Annotated in this window: 18 protein-coding genes and 1 riboswitch; of the genes, 16 read left to right on the top strand and 2 right to left on the bottom strand. The window is 70.7% G+C overall.

The features are described from left to right. Window positions 1-56 precede the first annotated feature (56 nt). Both ASG27_RS16390 and ASG27_RS16385 read right to left on the bottom strand, forming a co-directional pair. A complete protein-coding gene (locus ASG27_RS16390; RefSeq protein WP_056418551.1) occupies window positions 57-446 on the bottom strand; it encodes a cell division protein ZapA in 390 nt (129 codons plus the stop codon). After that, complete coding sequence (locus tag ASG27_RS16385; RefSeq protein WP_056169572.1) at window positions 443-667, bottom strand: hypothetical protein; 225 nt, start codon at window positions 665-667, stop codon at window positions 443-445. Before ASG27_RS16385 ends, ASG27_RS16390 begins: the two co-directional genes overlap by 4 nt. A gap of 36 nt (window positions 668-703) precedes the next feature. Beyond that, window positions 704-938: riboswitch (cobalamin riboswitch) on the top strand. Window positions 939-1025: 87 nt separating this feature from the next. On the opposite strand from ASG27_RS16385, the gene ASG27_RS16380 reads away from it, so the two are divergent. The 16 genes from ASG27_RS16380 to ASG27_RS16305 all read left to right on the top strand — a co-directional run bounded on the left by ASG27_RS16380 (window position 1026) and on the right by ASG27_RS16305 (window position 20167). Next, window positions 1026-2930, top strand: coding sequence for a TonB-dependent receptor domain-containing protein (locus ASG27_RS16380; protein ID WP_056419131.1), 1905 nt, complete (start codon window positions 1026-1028; stop codon window positions 2928-2930). A gap of 43 nt (window positions 2931-2973) precedes the next feature. Continuing rightward, on the top strand, window positions 2974-4353 hold the full coding sequence (locus ASG27_RS16375; protein WP_056418548.1) for a cobyrinate a,c-diamide synthase: 1380 nt from the start codon (window positions 2974-2976) through the stop codon (window positions 4351-4353). After that, entirely contained in the window at window positions 4350-4970 is a 621-nt protein-coding gene (locus ASG27_RS16370) for a bifunctional adenosylcobinamide kinase/adenosylcobinamide-phosphate guanylyltransferase (protein ID WP_056418544.1), read from the top strand. The genes ASG27_RS16375 and ASG27_RS16370 overlap by 4 nt, the downstream gene beginning before the upstream one ends. Next, the gene (locus tag ASG27_RS16365) at window positions 4967-5869 is read left to right on the top strand and encodes an ABC transporter substrate-binding protein (protein ID WP_056418542.1); all 903 of its coding nucleotides are present in this window, start codon (window positions 4967-4969) and stop codon (window positions 5867-5869) included. Before ASG27_RS16370 ends, ASG27_RS16365 begins: the two co-directional genes overlap by 4 nt. A 20-nt stretch (window positions 5870-5889) precedes the next feature. Then, a complete protein-coding gene (locus ASG27_RS16360) occupies window positions 5890-6903 on the top strand; it encodes a FecCD family ABC transporter permease (protein ID WP_056418539.1) in 1014 nt (337 codons plus the stop codon). Between the two features lie 26 nt (window positions 6904-6929). Next, window positions 6930-7673 (top strand): ABC transporter ATP-binding protein, encoded by a 744-nt coding sequence (locus ASG27_RS16355; RefSeq protein WP_056418536.1) that lies wholly within the window; start codon window positions 6930-6932, stop codon window positions 7671-7673. 50 nt (window positions 7674-7723) lie between these two features. Next, window positions 7724-8401, top strand: coding sequence for an energy-coupling factor ABC transporter permease (locus tag ASG27_RS16350; RefSeq protein ID WP_056418533.1), 678 nt, complete (start codon window positions 7724-7726; stop codon window positions 8399-8401). Window positions 8402-9212: 811 nt separating this feature from the next. Next, complete coding sequence (gene cobO / locus ASG27_RS16345) at window positions 9213-9782, top strand: cob(I)yrinic acid a,c-diamide adenosyltransferase (RefSeq protein WP_056169549.1); 570 nt, start codon at window positions 9213-9215, stop codon at window positions 9780-9782. 67 nt (window positions 9783-9849) lie between these two features. After that, the gene (locus tag ASG27_RS16340) at window positions 9850-10710 is read left to right on the top strand and encodes an ABC transporter substrate-binding protein (protein WP_235504063.1); all 861 of its coding nucleotides are present in this window, start codon (window positions 9850-9852) and stop codon (window positions 10708-10710) included. A gap of 43 nt (window positions 10711-10753) precedes the next feature. Further along, a complete protein-coding gene (gene cobW, locus ASG27_RS16335; protein ID WP_056418530.1) occupies window positions 10754-11818 on the top strand; it encodes a cobalamin biosynthesis protein CobW in 1065 nt (354 codons plus the stop codon). Between the two features lie 10 nt (window positions 11819-11828). Continuing rightward, window positions 11829-15641 (top strand): cobaltochelatase subunit CobN, encoded by a 3813-nt coding sequence (cobN, locus tag ASG27_RS16330; RefSeq protein WP_056418528.1) that lies wholly within the window; start codon window positions 11829-11831, stop codon window positions 15639-15641. A 170-nt stretch (window positions 15642-15811) separates the two neighbouring features. Further along, window positions 15812-16915: an ATP-binding protein gene (locus ASG27_RS16325; RefSeq protein WP_056418525.1), complete on the top strand. Its 1104-nt coding sequence runs from the start codon at window positions 15812-15814 to the stop codon at window positions 16913-16915. After that, on the top strand, window positions 16894-17616 hold the full coding sequence (locus ASG27_RS16320; RefSeq protein WP_056418522.1) for a vWA domain-containing protein: 723 nt from the start codon (window positions 16894-16896) through the stop codon (window positions 17614-17616). The genes ASG27_RS16325 and ASG27_RS16320 overlap by 22 nt, the downstream gene beginning before the upstream one ends. A 4-nt stretch (window positions 17617-17620) precedes the next feature. After that, window positions 17621-18046, top strand: coding sequence for a DUF1636 family protein (locus ASG27_RS16315; RefSeq protein ID WP_235504062.1), 426 nt, complete (start codon window positions 17621-17623; stop codon window positions 18044-18046). A gap of 25 nt (window positions 18047-18071) precedes the next feature. Then, a complete protein-coding gene (cbiB, locus tag ASG27_RS16310) occupies window positions 18072-19082 on the top strand; it encodes an adenosylcobinamide-phosphate synthase CbiB (RefSeq protein ID WP_056418518.1) in 1011 nt (336 codons plus the stop codon). After that, window positions 19079-20167, top strand: coding sequence for an aminotransferase class I/II-fold pyridoxal phosphate-dependent enzyme (locus tag ASG27_RS16305; protein WP_235504061.1), 1089 nt, complete (start codon window positions 19079-19081; stop codon window positions 20165-20167). The genes cbiB and ASG27_RS16305 overlap by 4 nt, the downstream gene beginning before the upstream one ends. The last annotated feature ends 7 nt before the right edge of the window (window positions 20168-20174 follow it).

Genomic DNA, 20174 nt, shown 5'->3' with positions numbered 1-20174 from the left:
GCGCACTAATCTTTGTGTGCCAATCTTTGCGCGCCAGCCTGCGCGCACCAGGCCGCTCAGAGAAGCCGGCCGTCTTCGCCCAGCACGTGGTCCAGTTGCTGCACCAGCGACTGCAGCCGCTGGTCGTCGGCGGCGGGCAGCGGGGCCGAGGAAGAGGCCGCTGTCGTCGCCGCGGCAGTGGCCGCTGGCTGGGCGGGGGCGGTGTCCACCGCGGGCCGGGCGGTGGCGGCTGCCAGGTCGGCCGCTTCGCGGTCGGCGATCTCGAATGCGAGGTTCAGGGCTGCCAGCACGGCGATGCGCTCGCGGGCACGCACCTTGCCGGCATCGCGGATGCGGGTCATGGCCGTGTCCACCCGTTCCACGGCGTCCAGCAGGCGGCTTTCGTGGCCTTCGGGGCAGGTCAGCAGGTAGCTTTGCTGCAGGATCTGCACCTCGATTTGCTTCATTCGGATTCTTTCGTGGCAGGGGCTGCGGCGGGCAGGCGCTCCAGCAGGGCGTCCACCCGGGCCCGCGCGGCCGAAAGGCGGGACTTGAGCGAATCGCGCTCCTGCGTGAGGGCTGCCACCTGGTCGGCCAGCAGCGCGTTGGTGCGCTGCAGTTCCGCGTGGCGCAGCAGCAGGCGTTCAACGCGTTCGGCGATCTGGTCGGTGGTCGATGGTGTTGCCATAGAGCCCCCGATTGTAGGGTGGCGGTTTGTAATCGGCCGTAAAATCCCGAGGTTGGTGCTCGCGGTGTGGTTCACATGCCGCAGTTCAACGGGAAGCAGGGAGGCGTGCCACGCATGGCACGCCGAGCCTGCGCTGCCCCCGCAACGGTCAGCGGACGAATCACCCGATTCTCTCTCCATCACAAGCCACTGTGCGCCTTGAACAAGCGTGTGGGAAGGCGTTGGAGGGCGTTCCGCCAGCCCGGATACCGGCCAACACGGTGGCTGCGCCCACGCCTTTTTTGGGCAAAGCGCAGCCGTATCACCCATCTGCTGGCGGGGAGGCCGGCTCGGGTTTTGTTTGTTGACGATGATCCCCATGAAAATCCGTACCCCTCGTGCGCGCATTGCAGCGCCGCTGTGTCTGCAGCCGGCCCTGGCCGCCATGGCCGTTGTGGCCGCCTGTTCTGCGCAGGCCCAGGTGCAGCCAGCGCCGAACAGCGAGGCCGGCAGCCCGGTGCAGATCGCGCAGAACCTGCGCGCGCCGTCGCTCACCGAGACGGTGGTGACCGCCACCCGCACGCCGCAGCCGCTGTCCGACCTGGTGGCCGATGTGACGGTGATCGACCGCGACACCATCGAGACCAGCGGCGCCACGGGCCTGGCCGATGTGCTGGCGCGCGTGCCGGGCATCGAGTTCTCTCGCAACGGCGGGCCGGGCACGACCACGGGCGTGTTTTTGCGCGGTGCGGAATCCCGCTTCACCGCGGTGTACATCGACGGCGTGCGCATCGACTCGCAGTCCACCGGCGGCGCCGCGTGGGAGGCCATTCCCCTTGCGCAGATCGACCGCATCGAAGTGCTGCGCGGTCCGGCGGGCGCGGTCTACGGCTCGGACGCCATGGGCGGCGTGATCCAGATCTTCACCAAGCGCGGTGAAAACGGTGTGGCGCCGTACGTGGGCATCGGCGTGGGCAGCCACAGCACCACCAAGATTGAAGCCGGCGTGAGCGGCGCCACCGGCACCATCGACTACGCGCTCGGCATTGCGCGCGAGAAAAGCAAGGGCTTCAACGCCCGCACGGTGGCCACGCAAAACCCCGACCGCGACGGCTACGAGAGCACGTCGGCCAACGCGCGCCTGGGCCTGCAGATCAATGCCGCGCACCGCCTGGACGCCACGCTGCTCGCCAACGACCTGGACAGCGGCTACGACAACGGCCTGGGCAAGGACGACCGCAACCAGCACCAGCTGCACGCGCTGGGCCTGACCTGGCAGGCGCAGTGGACCACCGCATACAAGACGCGCCTGCAGGTCACCGACTCGCGCGACCAGTACGAAACCACGCCCTCGGTGTACCTGAGCGAGACGCACCTGCGCGGCTACCTGTTCCAGAACGAATGGCGCCAGGATGCACACCTGGTCACGGCCGCGCTGGAGCGGCGCGAAGACAACCTCCAGAACGCCCCCATCGACCGCTCGCGCTCGCAGGACGCCATCGCCCTGGGCTACGGCTACACAGCCGGCGGCCACACGCTGCAGGCCAATGTGCGCCATGACTCCGACAGCGAGTTCGGCGGCAAGGGCACCGGCAGCCTGGCCTACGGCTATACCTTTGCGCCGCAGTGGCGCGCCACCGCGTCGGTGGGCACGGCGTTCCGCGCGCCCACGCTGTACCAGCGCTTCAGCGAATACGGCGTGGGCTCGCTCAAGCCCGAAAGCAGCCGCAATGCCGAGGTGGGCCTGCGCTGGGCGCAGGGCAGCAACAGCTTCTCGGCCACCGTGTACCGCAACCGCGTGCAGGACCTGATCTCCTTCGGCGCGCCCGGCCCGTGCCCATCGCCCTTCGGCTGCTACGTGAACACCGCGCGCGCCGAGTACAAGGGCGTGACCTTTGCAGGCTCGTACCGCCTGGCAGGTGTGCTCGGCGGCGTGCAGCTGCGCGGCTCGCTCGACCTGCAGGACCCGCGCGACCTGGACACCGGCAAGCAACTGGCCCGCCGCGCCAAGCGCCACGGCACGCTGGGCGCCGACACGCAGCTCGCGGGCTGGACCGTGGGCGCCGAGGTGCAGGCCTCGGGCCGCCGCTTCGACACGGTGGCCAACACCAACGTGCTGGGCGGCTACACGCTGGTCAACCTGTACGCCAGCACCCGCATCGCCCGCGACTTCACGCTGGTGGCGCGCGTGGACAACGTGGGTGACAAGCACTACGAGCTGGCTCGCACCTACGCCACAGCCGGACGCACCGCGTACGTAGGCGTGAAGTGGGCGCCGCAGTAAGCCCAAACATCAACGAGAGAGAGCAGAGAGAGAAGCCCGAAGAATGGTCACCCCGGCACGCTGTCCGGCAATATTGATCGCCGCCCCTGCATCAGGCCAGGGCAAGACCACCGTCACCGCGGCCCTGGCGCGCCTGCATGCGCGCCGGGGCCGACGGGTGCGGGTCTTCAAGTGCGGGCCCGACTTTCTGGACCCCCACTGGCACCGCCTGGCCAGTGGCGCGCCGGTGCACCAGCTGGACCTGTGGATGAACGGCGCGCACGACTGCGCGCAGCGCCTGCATGCCGCGGCGCAAGAGGCCGACCTGATCCTGATCGAAGGGGTGATGGGCCTGTTCGACGGCGACCCGAGCGCGGCCGACCTGGCCCAACGCTTCGGCCTGCCGGTGCTGGCCGTCATCGACGCATCGGCCATGGCGGGCACCTTCGGCGCGCTGGCGTTCGGCCTGCAGCACTACCGGCCGGGCCTGCGCTGGGCGGGCGTGCTGGCCAACCGCGTGGGCAGCGCCCGCCATGCGGAAATGCTGCGCAAGGGCCTGCGCGATGACGCCGACTGGATGGGCGCGGTGACGCGCGTGCAGCCCGGCGCAACGGCGGCCACCGCGGGCACCGGCAAGCCCGGCGCGCTGCTGCCCGAGCGCCACCTGGGCCTGGTCGCGGCGCATGAACTGCCCGACAGCCTGGAACGGCTGGACGCCGCGGCCGATGCCCTGGCCGCGACACCGCTGGGCCAGATGACGGCATCCGACCTGCAGCGGTGGGTGACGGACTTTGCGTCCCCCGTGCAGCCGCCTGCCGTGCCGCTGCTGCTGCTGCAAGGCCGCACGGTGGCCGTGGCGCGCGATGCGGCGTTCTGCTTCATCTACGAGGCCAACCTGCACACGCTGGCGCAACTGGGCGCGCGCGTGGTGCATTTCTCGCCGCTGCACGACGCCGCAGTGCCCGACTGCGACGCGGTGTGGCTGCCCGGCGGCTATCCCGAGCTGCACACCGCGCAGATCGCCGCCAACACCGCCATGCAGGCCAGCCTGCGCGCGCACGTCGCGGCCGGCAAGCCGCTGTGGGCCGAATGCGGCGGCATGATGGCGCTGTTCGACGCCATCACGCTGGCCGATGGCACCACGGCGCCACTGTGGGGCCTGCTGCCCGGCCACGTCACCATGCACAAGCGCCTGGCCGCGCTGGGGCCGCAGCACCTGACCGTCGCCGGGCGGCACACGCTGCGCGGGCACACCTTTCACTATTCCACCGCCGCCAGCACTGCGCCGGTGGTGGCGCGCACGGCCCGATCGGGCGAGGCCGTGGCGGCAGGTGCCGGCGAGGCGCTGTACCACCACGGCAGCATCCACGCGAGCTACTTCCACCCCTGGTTCCCCTCCAGCCCCGAGGCCGTGGCGCAACTGCTGGGCGCGCAGGCATCATGACGGCCATGTCCGCACCGCACCCTTCGCAAGCCATCACCACCGAGCTCATCCTGGGTGGCCAAAAAAGCGGCAAGTCCCGCCGCGCCGAACTGCTGGCGCGCGACTGGCTGGCACAGTCCGCCGACCACCGCGCGGTGCTGATCGCCACCGGCCAGCCCTGGGACGACGAGATGCGCGAACGCATCGCACGCCACCAGCGCGACCGCGCCGAGCGCGTGCCGGGCCTCGTGACCGTGGAGGAGCCGCTCGATGTAGCGTCCGCCATCGCGCAGCGCAGCACGGCGCACACCCTGCTGGTGGTGGACTGCCTCACGCTGTGGCTCACCCAGTGGACGATGCCCCTGGGCGCCGAGAGCATGAATTTGGAGCAAAAACAGGCCCTGTCGCGCAACTGGCAAGCGCAGGCAGCTATGTTTTTAGGAGCAATCGCCGCATCCCCCGGCCCCGTCATCCTGGTGGGCAACGAAATCGGCCTGGGCGTCATCCCGATGGGCCGCGAGGTGCGCGCTTTTGTCGATGCGCTGGGCGCCCTCAACCAGCAGGTGGCCCAGGTGTGCCCCCGCGTCACGCTGATGGCGGCGGGCCTGCCCCTCACCTTGAAGGAGCCCGCCGCATGAAGCCGACCCCCGTGCGCCGCATCCTGTGGGTGATTGCCATCGTCATTGCGCTGGGCCTGCTGATGGCGGGGCTGGCGCGTGCGCAGTCGGTGCGCATCCAGGACGACCGGGGCCGCGAGATTGCGCTGGCGCAGCCGCCCCAGCGCATCGTGAGCCTGCTGCCATCGCTGACCGAGAGCGTGTGCGAGCTGGACCAATGCCACCGCATCGTGGGCACGGACCGCTATTCCAACTGGCCCGAGGCGGTGATCGGCAAGCTGCCCAAGGTCGGCGGTGGCCTGGACCCCAGCATCGAGGCCATCGTGGCCCTCAAGCCCGACGTGGTGCTCATGTCCGTCAGTTCCCGCGCCAGCGACCGGCTGCAGGCGCTCGGTATCACCGTCGTGCAGCTCGAACCCAAGACCCATGCCGACGTGCGCCGCGTGCTGGGCACCATCAGCGACCTGCTGGGCGTGCCCCGGGCGCAAGGCTCCGACCGGCAGTGGCGCACCATCGACGCCGCCGTGCAGGCCGCAGCCCAATCGCTGCCGCCCAAGGCGCGCAACCTGCGGGTGTACTTCGAAGTGAGCCGCGGCCCGTATGCGGCCAGCGAGTCGTCCTTCATCGGCGAATCGCTCACGCGCCTGGGCGTGCGCAACGTGGTGCCCGCATCGCTCGGCCCCTTCCCGCGCCTGAACCCCGAATACGTGGTGCGCGCCAACCCCGACGTGCTGATGATCGGCAACAGCAGCATGCAGACCATGGTGCCGTACCCCGGCTGGTCCACGATGCGCGCCGTGCGCGAAAACCGCGTGTGCGTGTTCGGCCCCGGCGATGCCGAAGTGGTGGTGCGCCCCGGCCCGCGCATGGCCGAGGCCGCCCGCATCATGGCCCGGTGCCTTGTGGAGAAGGCCCGGTGACGCTTTCCCCCCACCCGACCATGCCCACTGCCGCAGGCGCCCGCCGCGCCGCGTGGTGCGCGCTGTGGTTGGGCCTGGCCAGCGCGCTGCTGCTGGTGCTGGGCACCGCCGTCGGCAGCACGGGGCTGGAGAGCCTGGTGCACATGGGCGACGACCCCGTGGCGCGCCAGATCGTGTGGGACATCCGCCTGCCGCGCACCCTGGGCGCCTGGCTGGCCGGCGCGCTGCTGGGCCTGGCCGGCGCGGTGGCGCAGGGCCTGTTCCGCAACCCGCTGGCCGACCCGTACCTGCTGGGCAGCGCCTCGGGCGCGGCGCTGGGCGGCGCGGTGGCCATGGCGATGTTCGGCGTGTCGCCAGTGGCGGCGCAGTGGATCGCACGCATCGGCATCACCGGCATGGCCTTCGTCGGGGCCGCCGGGGCCGTGGTGCTGACGCTGGTGCTGGCCCAGGGCGTGCAGCACACGCTGCGGCTGCTGCTGGCCGGCGTGATCGTGGGCGTGGTGCTGGGCGCCGTGCGCGACCTGGTGGAGCTGGCCTCGCCCGACATCCTGCAGGCCATGCAGGCCTTCATCCTGGGCAGCACGGCCTTCGTCGGCTGGATCGCCTGCACCCTGATGCTGGCCGCCTGGGCCCTGTGCGCACTGCTGGCCTGGGTGCTGGCGCGCGCGCTGGACGGCCTGACCTTGGGCGAATCCACCGCCGCCAGCCTGGGCCTGCCGCTCGGCCCCATGCGCGCCGGCCTGGTGGCCGCGATGGCGCTGGCCACCGGCACGGCCGTGGCGCAGACCGGGCTGATCGCTTTCGTCGGCCTGGCCGCGCCGCACCTGGTGCGCTCCATCGTGCGCGTGACGCACGAGCGGCACATCCTGTTGTCCAGCCTCATGGGCGCGGTGCTGCTGCTGGCCGCCGACATCCTCGCGCGCTGGATGCTGGCACCGCAGGAGCTGCCCGTGGGCGTGCTCACCGCCGCGCTGGGCGGCACCTACCTGCTGTGGCTGATGCACCGGCGCACCGCACGCGGAGGCAGCCTGTGACGGGCGCGGCATTGAGCGCCCACGGCATGACCGTGCGCGTGGGCGGCGCCGAGGTGCTGCACGGCATCGACCTGCACCTGCCCGCGGGCTGCTGGACCAGCATCGTCGGGCCCAACGGCGCGGGCAAGTCCACGCTGCTCAAGGTGCTGGCGGGCCTGCTGCCGCGCGGCCAGGTCGACGGCCAGGTGGCGCTGCTCGGCCGCCCGCTCACCCAGGTGCCGGCGCGCGAGCGGGCGCGAACACTGTCCTGGCTGGGCCAGAACGAAGGCTCGGCCGACGACCTCACGAGTTACGACGTGGCCATGCTGGGCCGCCTGCCGCACCAGCCCTGGCTGGCCCCACCATCGCCCGCCGACCACGCCGCCGTGGAGCAGGCGCTGCGCACCACGCAGGCCTGGGACTGGCGCGACCGCCCCTTGTCGCAGCTGTCGGGCGGCGAGCGCCAGCGTGTGCTGCTGGCGCGTGCGCTGGCGGTGCAGGCGCAGGTGCTGCTGATGGACGAACCCCTGGCCAACCTGGACCCGCCGCACCAGACGGACTGGCTGCACACGGTGCGCGCCCTGGTGGCCGGCGGCGCCACGGTGGTCAGCGTGCTGCACGAGGTGTCGCTGGCGCTGCAGGCCGATGAGATGGTGGTGATGGCCAAGGGCCGCGTCACGCACCAGGGCGGCTGTGATGAGCCCGCCACGCACCGTGCGCTGGAGGCTGTGTTTGACGACCGCATCGCGGTGCACGCGCTGCTGGGGCAGTGGGTGGCGTTGCCGCGCTGATGATTTTTTGTTTAGTTTTTTTTGTTTTGTTTCAACCAAGGAGTCGTGACATGCACATCGAACCCGGGCTGGTGGATACCACCAAGATCTTCCTGAGCTACGCGACGGGGGCCACGGCGCTGCTGTATGCGTGCAAGCTGGCGGTGGACATGGTGAAGCAGGAGGGCGTGGTGGCTTTGCTGTTGCGCTCGGTGTTCACCACGGCGTTGGTGTTTGCGTTCTTCGAGTTGCTGCCGCACCACCCGGTGGGGGTGTCGGAGGTGCATTTGATTTTGGGCACTACGTTGCTGTTGCTGTTTGGGGCTGCGCCTGCGTGCATCGGATTGGCCGCGGGGTTGTTGATCCAGAGCGTGTTTTTTGCGCAGCAGGATTTGCCGCAGTACGGGATGAATGTGACGACGTTGCTGGTGCCGTTGTTTGCCACTGCTGCGATTGCCAAGCGCATCGTGCCGGAGAGCATGGCGTATGTGGACATGACGTATGCGCAGACGTTCAAGTTGTCTGTGGCTTACCAGGGGGGGATCGTGGCCTGGGTGGCGTTCTGGGCTATTTATGGTGCGGGGGTTGGGTCTGCAAATCTGGAGAGCATTGGTACTTTTGGTGCTGCTTACATGACGGTGGTGTTGTTGGAGCCTCTGGTGGACCTGGGTGTGTTGGCGGGGGCCAAGTTGTTGCGCCGTCTTGAGGGCTCTGCGTTCGTTGAGCGTCGGTTGCATCAAGCGGCTTGAGTTTGGTGGTCATGGTCGCTTCTTGGGTTGGTTTGAAGGCGGAGGCCGGGGTGTGCGCCCGGCGGCGCAGTAACTTTCTTTTGCGTCGCCAAAAGAAAGTCACCAAAGAAAAGGCGACCCCCAGTCTGCGTCCCCCATCGCCCGGTGGGCGATGGGGGCAACCTGCGATGCTCGGAACTGGGGTGGTGCCGCAGAACTCGCTGCGTTCTTCGAACTCCGCTCAAACAGCTGCGGCAAGTCAGATCACGAAGCGTGTGTGTCCTGCGGCACACACGCCCACCCCAGCTCCTGCGCTTCTCGGCGCAGCCAGCAGGGGTGGGGAACGGGTACAAAACGGCTGCTGCTTCGCAGTGACGCCTCAGGTCGGGTGCGCGCGCGGTGCGCGCTGCCGACGCCTGGGCACGATCGCTCTGCTCAGGCCGAAGCGTAGCGAGGCAGTTGGGGCCGAGCGAAGCAATGGCCCGAGTGGAGCCCGCTCCCATCCCCTTCTGACCGTGCCGAGAAGCACAGGGCCTGGGGTGAGCGCGTGCCGAAGGACACGCGCATCGTTGTCTGGCTCGCCGAAGCTGTTTGACCGGAGCTGCCTCGCAGAGGCAGCGCAGGGAGTTCTTCGGCGCACCCCAGGACCGAGCATCGCAGGTTGCCCCCTCGCCATCGGCGAGGGGGACACGGGCAGCGGGGTCGCCTTCTCTTTGGTGACTTTCTCTTGGCGAAGCAAGAGAAAGTTACTGCGCCGCCGGGCGCACACCCCGGCCTCCGCCTCAAAGCCGCAACCGAAGTAACCATGGCCCCAGGTCAATAACGAGACCCCATGCAAATCGAATCCCCCCCCATCCTCCGCGACACCCCCAAACCCCAAGGCGAACGCCGAGGCCTGATCCTTGTCCACACCGGCACCGGCAAAGGCAAAAGCACAGCCGCCTTCGGCCTCGCCCTGCGCGCCCACGGCCGTGGCAAGACCATCAAGGTCTACCAGTTCATGAAGGTCCCCACCGCCCGCTTCGGCGAACACCGCCTGTTCGAACAACTCGGCGTCCCCATCGAAGGCCTGGGCGACGGCTTCAGCTGGAAGAGCCGCGACCTCGACCACTCCGCACAACTCGCGCTCGACGGCTGGGCCAAGGCCGAAACCACCATCCGCGCAGGCGCGCACTTCATGGTCGTGCTCGACGAGATCATGTACCCCCTGCGCTACGGCTGGATCCCGCTCGAATCCATCCTCACCTGCCTGCGCGAACGCCCGTCGCACGTGCACGTCGTGCTCACCGGCCGCAACGCCCCGGCCGAGCTGATCGAGCTGGCCGACACCGTCACCGAGATGACCCTCATCAAGCACCACTTCAAGGCCGGCGTGCCCGCCCAGCGCGGCATCGAGGACTGATGAAGCATTGATTTAATCTGATTTGATGCCGAACGCTGTGCACGCACCCATGCCGATACCCCTGCCCATGACCCGCACCCGCCTGCTGCACCCCACCGTGCCGGCACTGGCGGTGCTCGGCCTGCTCAGTGGTCTCGCAGCACCCATGGCGCACGCGCAACAGCAACAACACCGCATCATCACCCTGTCCCCCTCCCTCACCGAAACCGTCTGCGCCCTCGGCCACTGCGCCGAGCTGGTCGGGACCGACCGCTACTCCAGCTGGCCCGGCACCGTCGCCAAGCTGCCCAAGGTCGGCGGCCTGCAGGATGCGCAGATCGAACGCATCGTGGCCCTGCGGCCCGACATGGTGCTGCTCGGTCCACGCAGCAGGGCAGGGGATCGCCTGTCGGCCCTGGGCGTGCCGGTGCAGGTGTTCGATGCGCGCACCCATGCCGACCTCCAGCGCATGCTGCTCAGCGTGGGCCAATCGCTCGGCGAATCGGCCCGTGCGGCCGAACTGGTGGCGCGCATCGACCGCGAACTCGACGCTGCCGCGCGCCGCATGCCGGCCCACCTGCGCGGGCGCAGCGTGTATGTCGAGGTGGGCGTGGGGCCGACTGCGGCCAGCGCTGCCAGCTTCATCGGCGAGACCATCGCGCGGCTGGGCCTGGTCAACATCGTGCCCGGCGACCTGGGGCTGTTCCCGCGCGTCAACGCCGAGATGGTGGTGCGCGGCGCGCCCGACCTCGTCATCGGCCCGGCGGCATCCCTCATGAACCTGGCCGAGCGGCCCGGCTGGTCGGGCATGAGAGCGCTGCGCCAGCACCAGGTCTGCCAGCTCGATGCCGACCGCATGGATCTGCTCTCACGCCCCGGCCCGCGCCTGGGCGAGGCGGCGCACATGCTGGTCGATTGCCTTTCAGGGTTGCCGCAAGCCTTGCGTTGATCCACACATCCTGACTCCCACCATTTTCTGACTGGAGACCTCCATGCAACAAGTCCACAAGATCCCCGCCACCATCGTCACCGGCTTTCTGGGCAGCGGCAAGACCACGCTGCTGCGCCACCTGCTGACCCACGCGCAGGGCAAGCGCATCGCTGTCATCGTCAACGAGTTCGGCGAGCTCGGTATCGACGGCGAGCTGCTGCGCAGCTGCGGCATCGGCTGCGACGAGAACGGGGTGGAGAACGGCCAGCTGTTCGAGCTAGCCAACGGCTGCCTGTGCTGCACCGTGCAGGAAGAGTTCGCGCCCGTGATGGAGCAACTGGCCGCGCGCCGCGACCAGATCGACCACCTGGTCATCGAGACCTCGGGCCTGGCGCTGCCCAAGCCGCTGGTGCAGGCCTTCCAGTGGCCCGCGCTGCGCAACGTGTTCACCGTGGACTCGGTGATCACTGTGGTCGATGCGCCCGCCGTGGCCGCCGGCCAGTTCGCCGATGACCCGGTGGCCGTGGACGCCCAGCGCCGCGCCGACGACAACCTGGACCACGAATCGCCCCTGCACGAACTGTTCGAGGACCAGTTGGCCACCGCTGATCTGGTGGTGCTGCACAAGACCGACGGGCTGGACGCCGACGCCCTGGCCCGCGTCGAAGCCATCGTGCGCGGCGAGACCCTGCCGGGTGTGAAGTTCGTGCACGCCCAGCACGGCCGCATCGACCCCAGCGTGCTGCTGGGCCTGGGCCACGCGGTGGAAGACGTGATCGATGACCGCAAGACCCACCACGACGAGGAAGAAGACCACGACCACGACGAGTTCGAATCGGTGCACGTCACGCTCGACGTGACCGACCGCGCCCGCCTGGTGGAGGCCCTCGTCGCCCTGGTGCAGCGCCACGAGATCTACCGCATCAAGGGCTTCGTGGCCCTGCCGGGTGCGGCCATGCGCCTGGTGGTGCAGGGCGTGGGCCAGCGCTTCGACAGCCACTTCGACCGCGCCTGGCGCGCGGGCGATGTGAAGGCTACGCGCCTGGTCGTGATCGGCGACCACCTGGACGCTGCGGCCCTGCAGGCCGAACTGCAATCGGCATTGTCCGAACCCGTCACCGCCTGAAGGTCAAGCCATGCATCTGCTTTCCACACGCCCAGGTGGCTACGTCGAGGACGGGGGCCAGGGCCTGGTGCGCGTGGAGCAGACGCCCGGCGACATCGTCATCCTGAGCGCGGCCGACACCACGCTGTCGCTGCTGTCCGATGCGGCGGCCAGCCTGGGCGATGGATTCCCCAGCGTGCGCCTGGCCAACCTGATGTGGTTGCGCCAGCCCGCGTCCACCGACATGTACGTGGACGACGTGCTGCGCCATGCACGCGTGATCGTCATCGACCACCTGGGCAGCCCCAGCGACTGGGCCTATGTGGTGGAGCAAGCGATGTCGCTGGCCGGCAAGCACCGCCAGTGGCTGGCCCTGTTCTCGGGCGACAACATCGAAGACCCGCAGCTTCTGATGCGCAGCACCGCCAGCCCCGAGGACTGCCACCAGCTTTGGCGCTGCCTGCGCGAGGGTGGGCGCGACAACGCGCTGGCGTTCTTTGCGCTCATCGGCCATGCGGCCTTCGGCATCGGCCCGCGCCCGCCGCCACCCCGGCCGCTGCCGCCGGTCATGGCCTACACCCCGGCCGCCGAGGCGCCGTGGATTCCCGACGCGCCGGTGGCGATGCTGGTGTTCTACCGCGCGCACATTCAGTCGGGCAACACGGCGGTGTTCGATGCGGTGCATGCGGCGCTGGCAGACGTCGGGCTCAACACCCTGGCCGTGGGCGTGGACTCGCTCAAGAACCCCGAGAGCCTGGCCGCGCTGCAGGCCATGGCCGCCGCGCAGGGCGTGGGCATCGTGCTCAACGCCACGAGCTTTGCCGTGGCCTCCATCGACGGCAGTGACGACGACGCGCAGGCCATCACCCTGGCGGGCGATGCGCCGGTGCTGCAGGTCATCACCGCCGGCTGCTCGCTGGAGCAATGGCAGGACGACCCGCATGGCCTGGCGCCGCGCGACCTGGCCATGCAGGTGGTGCTGCCAGAGGTGGACGGGCGCATCGGCGCGCGCGCCATCAGCTTCAAGGGCCTGGCCTGGCGCTGCGAGCGCACCGAGGTCGATGTGGTGCGCTACCAGCCCGAGCCCGAGCGCATCGCCTTCGTGGCCGAGCTCGCGCGCCGCTGGTGCGTGCTGCGCAGCAAGCCGCAGGTGGACAAGCGCGTGGCGCTCATCCTGGCCAACTACCCCAACGACGATGCACGCCTGGCCAACGGCGTGGGCCTGGATACACCGGCCTCCACCGTGCTGATCTTGCAGGCGCTGCGCGACGCGGGCTACACCACGGGCGATCTGCCCGAGGGCGGCGATGCGCTGATCGCGCGGCTGGTGGCGGGCGTGACCAACAACCTTGACGCCAACGCCGACCGCCCCGCGGGCCAGAGCCTGGCCATGGCCGACTACCTGGCCGACTTCGGCGCGCTGCCGAAGGCCAGCCAGGACGCGGTCAACGCCCTGTGGGGATCGCCCGGCGCAGACCCCATCGTGCGCAGCGGGCGCTTCATGGTGCCGGGTGTTCGCCTGGGCAACGTCTTCGTGGGCATCCAGCCCGCTCGGGGGCGCGACCTGGACCTGGTGGCCACGTACCACGATGCCGACCTGGTGCCCACGCACGGCTACCTGGCCTTCTACTTCTGGCTGCGCCGCGCGTTCGCGGTGGACGCGGTGGTGCACGTGGGCAAGCACGGCAACCTCGAATGGCTGCCGGGCAAGAGCGTGGCGCTGGGCGCCGCGTGCTGGCCCGATGCCATCCTGGGCCCGCTGCCGCACCTGTACCCGTTCATCGTCAACGACCCGGGCGAGGGCAGCCAGGCCAAGCGCCGCACGCAGGCCGTCATCATCGACCACCTGATGCCCGCGCTCACGCGCGCGGAGACCTACGGCCCGCTGCAGCAGCTCGAACGCTCCATGGACGAGTACTACGAGGCGCTGTCGCTCGACCCGCGGCGCGCCAAGCTGCTGCGCCAGAGCATCCTCGACCAGGTGCTGAAGAACGGCCTGCACCAGGAACTGGGCTTTGCCCCGCCGGCCGACGATGCGCAGCGCGAGGCGCTGCTCGGCCGGCTCGACGCCTACCTGTGCGAGATCAAGGAGTCGCAGATCCGCGACGGCCTGCACATCCTGGGCCGCTCGCCGCGGGACCGCCAGCGCACCGACACGCTGGTGGCGCTGGCGCGCTTTCCGGGCGGCTCGGCGCCAGGGCAGGGCAGCCTGCTGGTGGCGCTGGCCCGTGACCTGGAACTGGGCGATTTCGACCCGCTGAACCCCGAGTGGGCAGCACCCTGGACCGGCCCGCGCCCCGCGGCGCTGCAGGCCCTGGGCGACGAGCCCTGGCGCCACGTGGGCCACACGCGCGAGCGGCTCGAAAAGCTGGCCGTGCAGTGCGTGCAGCAGCACCTGGCGGTGGACGATGCCGGGCACATCGTGGGCCTGCCCATGGACGCCGCGCAGTGGCCGCACAGCGCCGCGGTTTTAGCGCGCATGCGCACGGTGCTGGCCCCCCGGCTCGATGCCTGCGGCCCCAACGAGATGGGCCAGCTGCTGCGCGGCCTGGCGGGCAGGTTCGTGCCGCCCGGCCCCAGCGGCGCACCATCGCGCGGCCGGCCCGATGTGCTGCCCACGGGGCGCAACTTTTACTCGGTGGACACGCGCGCCGTGCCCACGCCCACGGCCTATGGCATGGGCGCGCTGGCGGCCGACCGCGTGGTGGAGCGGCATCTGCAGGACCATGGCAGCTTTCCCACCGCGGTGGGCCTGTCGGTCTGGGGCACCAGCACCATGCGCACGGGGGGCGAGGACATCGGGCAGGCCTTTGCGTTGCTGGGCGTGCGGCCCCGATGGGCGCCCGGCAGCAGCCGCGTGGTGGACATCGAAGTGCTGCCCATGGCGATCCGCAACCGCCCGCGCATCGACGTGACGCTGCGCGTGTCGGGCTTCTTTCGCGATGCCTTCCCGGGCGTGATCGACCTGTTCGACACCGCCGTGCGCGCGGTGGCCGCCATCTCTGCAGAGGATGAGCCCGACGACGTGAACCCTATCCGCGTGCGCGTGCAGCGCGAGGCCGCCGAGGCCCAGGCGCAGGGCATGGCCGCCGACGACGCCGAGCGCCGCGCCACCTGGCGCGTGTTCGGCCCGCGCCCCGGCGGTTATGGTGCAGGGCTGCAAGAGATCATGGCCACCGGCCGCTGGAGCACGTCGGACGACCTGGCCCAGGCCTACCTGCGCGCGGGCGCCTTCGCCTACGGGCAGGGCGGCCACGGCGAGGCCGCGCGCGCCGCCTTCGAGCAGCGCCTGGCTGCGGTGGACGCGGTGCTGCACAACCAGGACAACCGCGAACACGACATCCTCGACTCGGACGACTACTACCAGTTCCAGGGCGGCATGGCCGCGGCCGTGCAGCACCTGGCCGGCGCGCCGGCCGCGCTGTACCACGGCGACTTCAGCACGCCCGGCGCGCCGCGTATCCGCACGCTGAGCGAAGAGGTCGCCCGCGTGGTGCGTGCCCGCGCCGTCAACCCCAAGTGGATCGACGGCGTGAAGCGCCATGGCTACAAGGGCGCTTTCGAGATCGCAGCCACGGTGGACTACCTGTTCGCCTTCGACGCGACCACCGGCGTGGTGGGCGACCACCAGTACGCGCTGGTGGCCGACGCCTACCTGCACGACGACGCCACGCGCGATTTTCTGCAACAACACAACCCGCTGGCCCTGCGCAGCATCGGCGAGCGTTTGCTCGAAGCCATGCAGCGCGGCCTGTGGGCCGAGCCCGGCGAGCACCGCGAGCGCATCGAAGAGCACCTGCTGGAGCTCGAACACCGCCTCGAAACCCAGGGCGAAGGACGCTGAAGTGAAACACCCCCTGAGTCGCTTCGCGCCTTCCCCCTCTCTCGTCTCGCTGCGCGAGTCGGGAGGGGGACGCCCCCAGCGCGGCGGGGCGGCCCTTGCGCGGGGGCGCTGGCCTCGGCCGCGCCGGGTTCAAGGACCTTGGGCGGCTCACATAGCTATGGATAACTGACATGACTCCTGTCTCTCTGGCCCCGGTGCCAACCACCACATTCCCCTTCACCGCGCTGGTCGGCCACGAAGCCTTGCAGCGCGCGCTGCTGTTGGCTGCCATCGACCCCGGCATGGGCGGCGTGCTCATCAGCGGCCCGCGGGGCACGGCCAAGTCGACCTCGGCGCGCGCGCTGGCGGCCTTGTTGCCCGATGCGCCCTTCGTCACGCTGCCCCTGGCCGCCAGCCTGGAGCAACTGGTGGGCACGCTCAACATCGAAGACGTGCTGCGCGATGGCCAGGTACGCCTGGCGCCCGGCCTGGTGGCGCGCGCGCACGGCGGCGTGCTGTATGTGGACGAGGTCAACCTGCTGCCCGACGCGCTGGTCGATTCGCTGCTCGACGTGGCCGCCAGCGGCGTGAACACGGTGGAGCGCGATGGCGTGTCGCGCCAGCATGCCGCGCGCTTCGTGCTGGTGGGCACCATGAACCCGGAGGAGGGCGAGCTGCGCCCGCAGCTGCTCGACCGCTTCGGCCTGTCGGTGGCGCTGCGCAACCCGGCCGACGCCGGCACACGCCAGGCCATCGTGCGGGCGCGGCTGGCTTTCGAGGCTGACCCGGCTGCCGTGGTGGCGCGGCATGCCGCTGCACAGGCTGCACTGGTGGCGTCCGTGGTGCGTGCGCGTGCAGCGCTGGCGGGCCTGGAGTGGTCCGACGCCGTGGTGGAGCATGCAGCGGGCCTGGCTTTGGCCGCAGGCGTGGACGGCATCCGTGCCGACCTGGTGATGCTGCGCGCCGCGCGGGCCCTGGCGGCGCTGGATCAGCAAACCAGCGTGCGCGTGGAGCATGTGGACGCGGTGGCCGAACTGGCGCTGTCGCACCGCCGCGGTGAGAATTCGGCAGGCCCGGCAGGCCCGGCAGGCGCGGCCGGCACGGCACCGCCCCCGGGCGCCACACAGCCTCCTTCGCTTTCATCGCCGTCACCGTCCAAACCCTCGCCCGCCAGCGGGCAGGGCGCGGGCTCTGCCCAGGATGCTCCCGAGGGCGACTGGGGCGCGCTACCGCCCGAACCCCAAGCCATGGCGCGCGTGCGCAGCACCGGAGCGTGGCCACCAAAAAAAGCCTGAGCCACCCCGGCCCGCGCTCGCCCCAGGCCACAGGCAAGGCAAGCGCAGGCTGGCGGTGGCAAGCCCCCCGCAATGCCTGGTTGCGCACGCCGCAGGCCATGGCCCGGCCCGCTGACCCACAAGGTGCCAGCGTCGATTGGCTGCGCACGTTGGCGGCCAAGGGCCCCGCGCGCCTACAGCCTGCGCACCTGCGCCGCCGCACTGCCAGCGCCGTGCAGCCCTGTTTGCACCTGATTGCGCTCGACACCTCGGGCTCCATGCGCCAGGGCGGGCGCCTGGCCTGGGCCAAGGGCTATGCCGCGCGCCTGATCGAGCAGGCCGCGCGCGCCGGCGACCACGTGGCCCTGCTGTGTTTTGGCGGCCAGGGGGTGGAGCTGCTGCTGCCCCCCGGCGCTGCGCGCACGGCTGGCACGGCCCGCGTGCGCCCGCTGGGCGGCGGTGGTGGCACGCCCCTGGTGGCAGGCCTGGCCGAGGCCGAACGGCTGCTGCGCATGGCGCGCCGCCAGCGGGGCGCGGGCGCGCCCTCGTGCCTGTGGCTGCTGACCGATGGCCGCACGCTCGAGCAGCCCGCCGCGCCGGGCGCTGCCGCGCACGTCGTGGTCGTGGATTTCGACGACCCGCTGCGCCCCGTGGGCCGCTGCGCGGCCTGGGCCGCACGCTGGCAGGCCGAGCACCGCCTGCCTGAACCCCTTTCTTCCTAGATCCATGACCGAGCTTTTTCCGATGCCCGACGCTGCTGCCTTGACGCCTTCCCACACCACCGACGTGATCGTCTGCACCACCTGCCGCCCGGCGGGTGCATCGCGTGATCTGCCGGCCGACGGCGAACTGCTGTTCGAAGCCGTGCAGGCCGCTCAGCTGGGCGACGATGCCGGCACTTGGGCCCAGGTGCGCGTGCGCGGCGTGGCCTGCCTGAGCAGTTGCTCGCGCGCCTGCTCGGTGGCCTTCCAGGCGGCCGGCAAGCACACCTTCGTGTTCGGCGACCTGAAGCCCGACGAGGAAACCGCCCGCCACGTGCTGGACTGCGGCGCGATGCACGCCAGCGCGGCCGACGGCATGCTCCACCGCAACGAACGCCCCGAGCGCCTGCGCAGCGGCATCGTGGTGCGCCTGCCGCCCTCGGTATCCTGAGCCTTTTTGCTCGCCCGCACATTCCATGGACGTTTTGGTCTTGCTTCTTCCTCCCACGCAGTGGGACGCCCTGCGCGTGCTGATCTGCGTGCCCGTGCTGGCCCTGGCCATCGACGGGTGGCTGGGGGAGCCGCCCGCGGCCTGCCACCCTGTGGTGTGGATGGGCAAGGCGCTGCAGTACGGTGGCGACCAGGTTGCGCCCACCGCCCCCGTGGCAGCGGATTGGAAGCGTTTTTGGCTAGCAGCGCTCTTCTGGTGTGCGCTGGCAGCTATTGTTTTGATAGTGTCTGGTCTGGCGCAGCACGCGGCGCTGGCGCTGTATGGGCTGCTGGCCATGGCCTTGCTGGGGCTGCTGCTCAAGCCCCTGCTGGCCTGGCGCATGCTGCGCGATGAGGTGCTGGCGGTGGAGGTCGCGCTGGGCCAGTCGCTGCCCGCAGGGCGCGAGCGCCTGTCGCGGCTGGTGAGCCGCGATGTGAGCGCGTTGACGGCCGACGAGGTGCGCGAGTCGGCCATCGAGTCGCTGGCCGAGAACCTCAACGATTCGGTGGTGGCGCCGCTGTTCTGGTTTGCGCTGCTGGGGCTGCCCGGCGCCGCGCTGTACCGCATGGCCAACACGGCGGATGCGATGTGGGGCTACCCGGGCATGCGCGGCGGGCGGTATTGGCAATGGGCCGGCAAGTGGGCGGCGCGGGCGGACGACGTGCTGTCGTGGGTGCCTGCCCGCATCGCGGCGCTGCTGCTGGCGCTGGCAGCCGGGGGCCTGCCGCTGCGCACGCTGGTGCGGCAGGCGCGCAAGACGCCGTCGCCCAACAGCGGCTGGCCCATGGCGGCCATGGCGCTGTCGCTGAACGTGCGGCTGGCCAAGCCCGGTGTGTATGCGCTCAACGGCGCGGCACGCTCCCCCGGGCCGCTGGACACGCGCCGCGCGGCGCGCCAGGGCGACAAGGTCGTGCTGATGCTGGTGCCGGTGGTGGTAGCGCTGCAGGTGCTGGTGGCGTTGGCGGCCATGGCGCTGATGGGCGGGGCCAGGCCATGAACGCGGTCACGCCCATGGAGATCGACACCGCTGTCGCCGCCTTGCCGCTGCACGGCGGGCCGGACGCTGGGGGCGTCCCGCTGCACGATTTTTCGACCAACAGCAACGCCTGCGGCCCGTGCCCGCAGGCGCTGCGCAGCGTGCAGGCGGCCGATGCCAGCCGCTATCCCGACCCTGCGTACACGGCGCTGCGTGTCCAACTGGCCGGCCTGCATGCCGTGGATCCGGGCCGCATCGTGCTGGCTGGCAGCGCCAGCGAATTCATTCACCGCGCCACGGCCTGGGCAGCGCGCCAGGGTGCCACCCGCGTGGCCGTGCCGGCGCACAGCTACGGCGACTACGCGCACGCGGCGCAGGCCTGGGGCCTGCAGGTGCTGCATGCCGCAGCCGGCGGCTTGCAGGCCGCTGCAGGCCTGCACTGGGCGTGCGAGCCGTCGAGCCCGCTGGGCCAGGTGGACCCGGCGCTGGCCCTGTGGCACGCACACGGCTGCGGAACGGCAGTCGCCCTGCAGGTGCTGGACTGCGCCTACGCGCCGCTGCGCCTGGACGGCCAGCCCACCCACGCGCCCCCGTCGGCCTGGCAGCTGTGGACGCCCAACAAGGCGCTGGGCCTGACCGGCGTGCGCGCCGCTTACGCGATAGCCCCGGCGCACGAGACGCCCGGGCGCATCGCCGCGCTGCAGGGCCTGGCGCCGTCGTGGCCCGTGGGCGCGCATGGCGTGGCCATGCTCGCCGCCTGGGCGCAGCCCGCCGTGCAGCAATGGCTGCAGCACAGCCTGGACACGCTGCGCGGGTGGAAGTCTGCCCAGCAGGCGCTGTGCACCGCCCTGGGCTGGCGTGTGGTGGCCGGCAGCCTGGCCAACTATGTCGTGGCGCAGTGGCCTTTCGCCCACGCGGAGCAGACGGAGCGTGTCCTGCACGGCTTGCGCGCCCACGGCATCAAGCTGCGCGACTGCAGCTCGTTCGGCCTGCCCGGCCACGTGCGGCTGGGGGTGCTCGCGCCCGCTGCGCAGCAGGCGCTGGCCCGCGCCTTCCACGATGTGCAGCGCGCCGCCGCTACCATGCCCGATTCACCCAATCTCTGAGGAGCGC

Source organism: Acidovorax sp. Leaf191, from assembly GCF_001424425.1.
Classification (GTDB): Bacteria; Pseudomonadota; Gammaproteobacteria; order Burkholderiales; family Burkholderiaceae_C; genus Acidovorax.
Note: the sequence above shows the minus strand (reverse complement) of the source record. Positions and strands in the feature narration are given on the sequence as shown.

What these genes read in the sequence shown, in the direction of transcription:
- ASG27_RS16325 (WP_056418525.1), top strand. Translation starts at nt 15,812, where the DNA reads ATGACTCCTGTCTCTCTGGCCCCGGTGCCAACCACCACATTCCCCTTC.
- ASG27_RS16350 (WP_056418533.1), top strand. Translation starts at nt 7,724, where the DNA reads ATGCACATCGAACCCGGGCTGGTGGATACCACCAAGATCTTCCTGAGC.
- ASG27_RS16385 (WP_056169572.1), bottom strand. Translation starts at nt 667, where the DNA reads ATGGCAACACCATCGACCACCGACCAGATCGCCGAACGCGTTGAACGC.
- cobO (WP_056169549.1), top strand. Translation starts at nt 9,213, where the DNA reads ATGCAAATCGAATCCCCCCCCATCCTCCGCGACACCCCCAAACCCCAA.
- ASG27_RS16365 (WP_056418542.1), top strand. Translation starts at nt 4,967, where the DNA reads ATGAAGCCGACCCCCGTGCGCCGCATCCTGTGGGTGATTGCCATCGTC.
- ASG27_RS16370 (WP_056418544.1), top strand. Translation starts at nt 4,350, where the DNA reads ATGACGGCCATGTCCGCACCGCACCCTTCGCAAGCCATCACCACCGAG.
- cbiB (WP_056418518.1), top strand. Translation starts at nt 18,072, where the DNA reads ATGGACGTTTTGGTCTTGCTTCTTCCTCCCACGCAGTGGGACGCCCTG.
- ASG27_RS16380 (WP_056419131.1), top strand. Translation starts at nt 1,026, where the DNA reads ATGAAAATCCGTACCCCTCGTGCGCGCATTGCAGCGCCGCTGTGTCTG.
- cobN (WP_056418528.1), top strand. Translation starts at nt 11,829, where the DNA reads ATGCATCTGCTTTCCACACGCCCAGGTGGCTACGTCGAGGACGGGGGC.
- ASG27_RS16390 (WP_056418551.1), bottom strand. Translation starts at nt 446, where the DNA reads ATGAAGCAAATCGAGGTGCAGATCCTGCAGCAAAGCTACCTGCTGACC.
- ASG27_RS16340 (WP_235504063.1), top strand. Translation starts at nt 9,850, where the DNA reads ATGACCCGCACCCGCCTGCTGCACCCCACCGTGCCGGCACTGGCGGTG.
- ASG27_RS16305 (WP_235504061.1), top strand. Translation starts at nt 19,079, where the DNA reads ATGAACGCGGTCACGCCCATGGAGATCGACACCGCTGTCGCCGCCTTG.
- ASG27_RS16375 (WP_056418548.1), top strand. Translation starts at nt 2,974, where the DNA reads ATGGTCACCCCGGCACGCTGTCCGGCAATATTGATCGCCGCCCCTGCA.
- ASG27_RS16315 (WP_235504062.1), top strand. Translation starts at nt 17,621, where the DNA reads ATGACCGAGCTTTTTCCGATGCCCGACGCTGCTGCCTTGACGCCTTCC.
- ASG27_RS16360 (WP_056418539.1), top strand. Translation starts at nt 5,890, where the DNA reads ATGCCCACTGCCGCAGGCGCCCGCCGCGCCGCGTGGTGCGCGCTGTGG.
- cobW (WP_056418530.1), top strand. Translation starts at nt 10,754, where the DNA reads ATGCAACAAGTCCACAAGATCCCCGCCACCATCGTCACCGGCTTTCTG.
- ASG27_RS16355 (WP_056418536.1), top strand. Translation starts at nt 6,930, where the DNA reads ATGACCGTGCGCGTGGGCGGCGCCGAGGTGCTGCACGGCATCGACCTG.